The sequence below is a fragment of the Exiguobacterium sp. s123 genome (assembly GCF_018617075.1).
GTDB classification, from domain to species: Bacteria; Bacillota; Bacilli; order Exiguobacteriales; family Exiguobacteriaceae; genus Exiguobacterium; species Exiguobacterium profundum.
In genome coordinates this window covers 1,716-4,749 of sequence record NZ_JACSJL010000016.1, presented here as the reverse complement: position 1 = coordinate 4,749, position 3,034 = coordinate 1,716, and the positions used below count along the sequence as shown (strand labels likewise).

The window sequence follows — 3,034 nt, the reverse complement described above, 5'->3', positions numbered from 1 at the left end:
AAAACTGAGGATTCATCAACACAAACCATTAGACTAGATCAAAGCCTCGACCGATTAGTATCATTCAGCTCCACGTGTCGCCACGCTTCCACCCATGACCTATCTACCTCATCGTCTCTGAGGGGTCTTTCTTGATTGCTCAAAGGGAAATCTCATCTCGGAGGGGGCTTCATGCTTAGATGCTTTCAGCACTTATCCCGTCCGCACGTAGCTACCCAGCGGTGCTCCTGGCGGAACAACTGGTACACCAGCGGTGCGTCCATCCCGGTCCTCTCGTACTAAGGACAGCTCTCCTCAAATTTCCTACGCCCACGACGGATAGGGACCGAACTGTCTCACGACGTTCTGAACCCAGCTCGCGTACCGCTTTAATGGGCGAACAGCCCAACCCTTGGGACCTACTCCAGCCCCAGGATGCGATGAGCCGACATCGAGGTGCCAAACCTCCCCGTCGATGTGGACTCTTGGGGGAGATCAGCCTGTTATCCCCAGGGTAGCTTTTATCCGTTGAGCGATGGCCCTTCCATGCGGAACCACCGGATCACTAAGCCCGACTTTCGTCCCTGCTCGACTTGTAGGTCTCGCAGTCAAGCTCCCTTCTGCCTTTGCACTCTTCGAATGATTTCCAACCATTCTGAGGGAACCTTTGGGCGCCTCCGTTACTGTTTAGGAGGCGACCGCCCCAGTCAAACTACCCGCCTGACACGGTCCTCCAGCCGGATCACGGCTGCGAGTTAGAGACTCTATACGCAAAGGGTGGTATCCCAAGGGTGTCTCCACCGAAGCTGGCGCTCCGGCTTCACAAACTCCCACCTATCCTGTACATCGCGTACAAAGCCTCAATATCAGGCTGTAGTAAAGCTCCATGGGGTCTTTCCGTCCTGTCGCGGGTAACCTGCATCTTCACAGGTACTATGATTTCACCGGGTCTCTCGTTGAGACAGTGCCCAAATCGTTACGCCTTTCGTGCGGGTCGGAACTTACCCGACAAGGAATTTCGCTACCTTAGGACCGTTATAGTTACGGCCGCCGTTTACTGGGGCTTCGGTTCAGTGCTTCTCTTGCGATGACACATCCCCTTAACCTTCCAGCACCGGGCAGGCGTCAGCCCCTATACTTCATCTTGCGATTTAGCAGAGACCTGTGTTTTTGCTAAACAGTCGTTTGGGCCTATTCACTGCGGCTTATGTCGCCATAAGCGTCCCTTCTCCCGAAGTTACGGGACCATTTTGCCGAGTTCCTTAACGAGAGTTATCCCGCGCGTCTTAGAATTCTCATCTCGCCTACCTGTGTCGGTTTGCGGTACTGGCGCCGACCTCCTCACTAGAGGCTTTTCTTGGCAGCGTGAAATCCGGTGCTTCGCCCTACGGGCTCCACGTCACAGCTCAACCTTGTATGCCGGGCGGATTTGCCAACCCGACGGCCTCGCTGCTTGTCCGTGCACTTCCAGTCGCACGGTCACCTTATCCTTCTGCGTCCCCCCATCGTTCAAACGGTGGTACGGCGGTACAGGAATATCGACCTGTTGTCCATCGCCTACGCCTTTCGGCCTCGGCTTAGGTCCAGACTAACCCTGAGCGGACGAGCCTTCCTCAGGAAACCTTAGGCTTTCGACGGAGGGGATTCTCACCCCTCTTTTCGCTACTCACACCGGCATTCTCACTTCCAAGCGCTCCACGGCTCCTCACGATACCGCTTCACTGCTGCTTGGAACGCTCTCCTACCATCCCTTACGGGATCCATAGCTTCGGTGGTATGTTTAGCCCCGTTACATTTTCGGCGCGGCGCCACTCGACTAGTGAGCTATTACGCACTCTTTGAATGGTGGCTGCTTCTAAGCCAACATCCTAGTTGTCTGTGCAGCGCCACATCCTTTTCCACTTAACATACACTTGGGGACCTTAGCTGATGGTCTGGGCTGTTTCCCTCTCGACTACGGATCTTATCACTCGCAGTCTGACTCCCGAGTACAAGTTGCTGGCATTCGGAGTTTGACTGAATTCGGTAACCCTGTGGGGGCCCCTAGTCCAATCAGTGCTCTACCTCCAGAACTCTTCACCTCGAGGCTAGCCCTAAAGCTATTTCGGAGAGAACCAGCTATCTCCAGGTTCGATTGGCATTTCACCGCTACCCACACCTCATCCCCGCACTTTTCAACGTGCGTGGGTTCGGACCTCCAGTCAGTGTTACCTGACCTTCATCCTGGACATGGGTAGATCACCTGGTTTCGGGTCTACGACGACGGACTGATGCGCCCTGTTCAGACTCGCTTTCGCTGCGGCTCCGCCTCATCGGCTTAACCTCGCCCGCCATCGTAACTCGCCGGTTCATTCTACAAAAGGCACGCCATCACCCGTGAACGGGCTCTGACTACTTGTAGGCATACGGTTTCAGGATCTCTTTCACTCCCCTTCCGGGGTGCTTTTCACCTTTCCCTCACGGTACTGGTTCACTATCGGTCACTAGGAAGTATTTAGCCTTGGGAGATGGTCCTCCCGGATTCCGACGGGGTTTCACGTGTCCCGCCGTACTCAGGATCCACTCTGGAGGGGATGGGGTTTCGGCTACAGGGCCGTCACCTTCTCTGGCCGACCTTTCCAGGTCGTTCACCTACCCTATCCCTTTGTAACTCCGTGTAGAGTGTCCTACAACCCCAGGAAGCATGCTTCCTGGTTTGGGCTGTTCCCGTTTCGCTCGCCGCTACTCAGGGAATCGAATTTTCTTTCTCTTCCTCCGGGTACTTAGATGTTTCAGTTCCCCGGGTATGCCTCACGCCACGCTATGTATTCACGTGGGTGTCCCGCCAGTCTCCCGGCGGTGGGTTCCCCCATTCGGAGATCTCTGGATCGATGTGTACTTACCACTCCCCAGAGCATTTCGCTGTTCGTCGCGTCCTTCATCGGCTCCTAGTGCCAAGGCATCCACCGTACGCCCTTTCTACCTTGATCTAGCGTCTAAGACACACGGTCCATTATGGACCATATGTGAAATTGGTTTTTGATGTCTTGATGAATCTTCAGTTTTCAAGGAACAA

General features: G+C 54.7%; 1 rRNA gene. It reads right to left on the bottom strand.

Annotated elements, in window-relative coordinates:
• Positions 1 to 34: 34 nt before the first annotated feature.
• Positions 35 to 2,948, bottom strand: a 23S ribosomal RNA gene (locus tag KNO72_RS15335).
• Positions 2,949 to 3,034 lie beyond the last annotated feature (86 nt).